The organism is Rhodoferax sp. (assembly GCF_028689295.1).
Taxonomy (GTDB): domain Bacteria; phylum Pseudomonadota; class Gammaproteobacteria; order Burkholderiales; family Burkholderiaceae_C; genus Rhodoferax.
This window is the reverse complement of sequence record NZ_JAQTWL010000055.1, coordinates 1-4,137: the sequence shown is the minus strand read 5'-3', so window position 1 is coordinate 4,137 and position 4,137 is coordinate 1. Positions and strand designations below refer to the sequence as shown.

General features: G+C 51.7%; 3 protein-coding genes and 1 pseudogene. All 4 read right to left on the bottom strand.

Features of this window, described 5'->3' with window-relative positions; genetic code table 11:
- Nucleotides 1-532, bottom strand: a pseudogene (locus tag PHF15_RS16610) (hypothetical protein); the annotation flags it as partial.
- Nucleotides 533-568: 36 nt separating this feature from the next.
- Nucleotides 569-1,303, bottom strand: coding sequence for a hypothetical protein (locus PHF15_RS16605; RefSeq protein ID WP_300122953.1), 735 nt, complete (start codon nucleotides 1,301-1,303; stop codon nucleotides 569-571).
- A gap of 997 nt (nucleotides 1,304-2,300) precedes the next feature.
- A complete protein-coding gene (locus PHF15_RS16600) occupies nucleotides 2,301-2,858 on the bottom strand; it encodes an ImmA/IrrE family metallo-endopeptidase (protein WP_300122951.1) in 558 nt (185 codons plus the stop codon).
- A gap of 2 nt (nucleotides 2,859-2,860) precedes the next feature.
- Nucleotides 2,861-3,211: a helix-turn-helix domain-containing protein gene (locus tag PHF15_RS16595; RefSeq protein WP_300122950.1), complete on the bottom strand. Its 351-nt coding sequence runs from the start codon at nucleotides 3,209-3,211 to the stop codon at nucleotides 2,861-2,863.
- Nucleotides 3,212-4,137: the final 926 nt, after the last annotated feature.

Here is a 4,137-nt window from a genome sequence, read left to right as displayed (position 1 = left end):
TTGATTTGTCCCAGAATTCAAAAGACTTGCCGGGCCCGTGCTTCAGATTGATCAGCACCACCCCATTTTGGTAAAACATGGGGCTTTTGCCAACGCGGGCCTCCAGCTGATTTGTGCTCGACGCATCAATGCCCATCACCCAGATCGGTGTCGGATTCATCAATGCCATCAAACTTAAAACTGACTCCGTGATGTAAAGACCGGCCGCAGACGGCAAGGAAAAAACAAGGCGGATCTCGTCCGTTTCATTGATTTGGGTTTCAGCCAATTCATTGATCAGATTCAGCCAGTCGTCTTCTGATTTGATGGGGCGTTGCAGGCCAATGATTTTGATGTTGTTGACAGCCTCATTTTTGTACCCGTTGTCACACACGACATCCGGGTTCATGGGATCCGCATCAATGACGATCAATCTGTCAATCTTCGGCATGCCCGACACTTCATGGTTGATAAAGCTGTCTATCAGGCAACGGGATACGAAGCTTTTGCCCACGCCGCCTTTGTCACCGTCCACAAAATACGATTTGATCATGACCATCCTTTGGGTTGTTTAAATTCATGTAAGAAGCTATTGGCTTGATTTCCACTTGACGATGGCTTCGTCATACTGGAGTAGTGCGCGTTCGTACATGCCTCTTATCCTGTTTTCTGCGGCAATGATTTCGAACATGCCGTCGGGAAGTTTTCCGTTGGCCGGCATGGTTTTGGACACTGTCAAGTAGTCATCGATATTCATCTTGGTAACGTCCAACAATTCGCCTTTCACCTCGATGAATTTGAGCCTGGTGATTTCGTCTGGAAATGTGGTTTGACCTGCATAATTTCGGTGGGTTGCGCCATTTTTTCTGACTGTCCGATCCGTGCCCATGGCCACCAACTTTTCCTGTTCTGCAGAGCTGCAAGTCAGACCGATTGCGATGGGCGCAGAGTTGGCCTCATAAGTCAGTGCAATGGAGGGCGCAGCACCTGCAGTGTTGACCGGTGCATGCGGTTGACTTTGAAGGCCTGAGATTGATGGGGCCAGGGCTGATTCGCTGGGGGCTCTTGGTTTTCTGCCCCTTTTTAACGGCTTCAGCCCGCGTTCTTCCCGAACAATGCCAAGGTGGCGAACAAGGTGCCCCTTGGTGATCTTTATGTCATGTTTTTGAAGCGCAGATGCGATTCTCTCCAGCGACATGCCCTGACCCAAAAATTCTTCAATGACCTCGAAGGCCGACCGCACGATCAGAGCGGGGTCATCCTTTTGGGCAAGTACAATTTCTTCACGAAGAATTGAGTCGATTTCTGAGCTGATGCTTGGCATGATCCCTATACCGACAGGGTGCAAGTGACGGCGTGACAGGCGGCACGACAGGCGGCACAATCTACATGACAGGCGCGCTGACAGGCGAATCAATTCACCAGCAATGTGGGAGTAGCCGAGATTGAAGTGTGCAGGGTGGGGGATATCTGGTCAGTTGGCCGAATGAGTTCACTGGCCATTTCCAGCTGTCGGTCTCGAACGGCAGGTATGGAGCACGCCAAATTCAACACAACGAGATGCCGGATACCCGACTGCGATAGGCGAACGCAACTGGGGCCTATACGTAAGGCCCAAAGCGGGTGCTCACGCCAGAGCCGAGCGGACATTCAATTTCACACAAGACGGCAATAAACTGACCTTCGGCTCGGTGAGGCGGTTCCGCCGACTGTCCGGCTTCAGTGCAGCGATACCAGTCATGGGTCTTTAGGCAGTGGATGGAGCCAGCGATTTCTCCTGGCCCCATGCTCTGTGAGTGCTGACTGGCCGACTACTTTTTGTGCTTCGTTGGATCAACTAGCTTGTAGCCTTGACCGGCCTTCGGCGTGGGTGGCAAAGGATTGCCCTTTGTACCGGTCACCTCAGTTCGGGTTGTGGTATTTTGATACTGACCAGACCGTGGTGCTGGTGTTCCAGGAGTAAGTTTCTTAGTGGCCATGAGGGCCTCCATATTGAGTTGAAAATTGCATTGAACCCGCCGCCATTTGCGACGGGTTCTGCCTTGACTAACCTCTGGTTATCGCGGCAACGAGCGCAGGTGGGTGATTACATGCTCTTGCTTTCCTTTGCGAAAGCGCACATAACTGCACACACGAACGACCCGAGGACGTTGGAAAAATGACAACATAGTCACCTCCTAAGTACGGGTTTACGCTGCAATAGTGTTCCGCATGGCCCAAGCGTGTTATTCTTTGACCTCTCATCCCCATGAGATTTGCGGCGGCAGAGGGGTGCAACAACTTCCATGCCGTCCTGAAAAGCCCTTTGGCGCGTCAACGCCTTAGGGCTTTTTTCTTATCTCCCCTTTTTTCGTTAGATCGTCAAGGCGGAATCCCGCCGCAGCAGGCGACACGCCAAAGTGTTCCGCAATCGCATCCACCGAATACAGGTTGAACTTTGTGATTTCTGTAAGAGGCATGATGAATTCAGCCGCAAAACAGTTGGCTTGCCATTCGCTCCCACAGTAAATTGGAATTGTTGAACCGCTTTGGCGATTTAAGGTACGGCGGTGTGCGAGTACGGCATGTCCTAGTTCATGACCGAAAGTGAAGCGTGATCTGTTCCCGCCTTTTTCCATTTCCGCGTGCACCGTATCGCGGATGTAGAGTGTGCGGTCTTCCGGCACATAGCAAGCCTCCACTTCACGGGGAACAGGTTCACTTTTTTGGTCGAACACGTCGTAGTGAATTCCATATTGGGACAATTTGTCGAGCAGGCGCGGTATGTTGATGCGCCCGTCCGGCAATTCCAGAATACGCCTGGCATGAACTGCCGCCGCCCTAATGCGCGCGCGCGAAAGCGGCGCAACTGGAAATCCCTCATGAAGTGGCTGACTCATTTTTAAGTCCTTTTCACGGCCAGAAGTTGGCTAAATTTTTCAAGTTCACACTCGTCAAGGTTGACACGCGCAAAACCAGCAACGAGCATTTGCTGAGCCGGTGAAAGCCCATCAATTGACACGTTTTTGTTGGCTACGTCAGCGAGTTCCGCAAGCCTGACGCTCGCTCCCTGTTGCTGGAAGTAGCTCTCTATCTTCTTAACCCAGTCGGGTGATATCTTTTTTCGCCCCATCTCCATTGCACTGAGGAAGCTAGGGGTTGTTTGCAGTGCAGTTGCCATCGACGAGAGCGTTACATTGTTCGCGTCGAGTCGCGCTTTGCGAATCGCCTTTCCGAACTCAGTGATAGCCATGTCATTTCTCCTTGTTCAATTTAAAAAAGCTTGAAACACAAGTTTTTGGTTCAGCCATCGATGTTTGCGGTTTCGCTTTTGTTCATCGACGGTTTAGATGTTAACCTATTTGGTTCAAATGTAGCAAATTATTTTCAGCTTCGTTGAATTTTGCTATGTGAAATATGAGTCATGGGATCCAATCCCATCTCATCGCACCCCAAACGTGACCATATATTTAACCCGTCCCTTGGTCGGCAACTTCCGAGTGCGGTCCCTTTCTTCAGGATGCCCGGAGCGACATTAAGAAGCTTATTCACTTTGGGTCGAGCAGCCTAGGCTGGGTAAGCTGCGAGTGCTTTGGTCCGTCTAGTAGCTTGCGGCGCAACAGACCATACCCGGCGTTGGGATTGACGTCGAATCGGGATGCTATGAACCAGCCCATCGTGGCCACGATCCATAAGATGCCCAAAGCGGGTGCTCCCGCCAGAGCCGAACGGATATTCAATTTCACACAAGACAAAAGAAACTGACCTTCGGCTTGGTGAGGCGGTTCCGTCGACTGTCCGGCTTCAGTGCAGCGGGAGCAGACATTTGCGTTTTGTTGTTGGGTGACTCTGATGATTTGCAAACCGCCATTGGTAATCCTGCAAGTCATGGCGCGACAGGTGATACGACAGGCTACACAACCTGTGTGACAGTCGTTCTGACAGGTGAACCAATTTGAAGCAGCCGACGACGATACCCGAATCGACAGGCAAACCAAAATCCAACGGCAGGCGCGCTGACAGGCGACTCAATTCACCAGCAGCGCGGGAATAGCAGAGACTCACTGTGCAGGGTAAGGGCCTTGTGCCCACGTTTTGTGCTGCGCAAAAAACTTGGCAGCGGCCCCCTGCTCAGGGCGTTGCCCCGAGACCCCCTACAACGATTGAGTAAAGATTCCT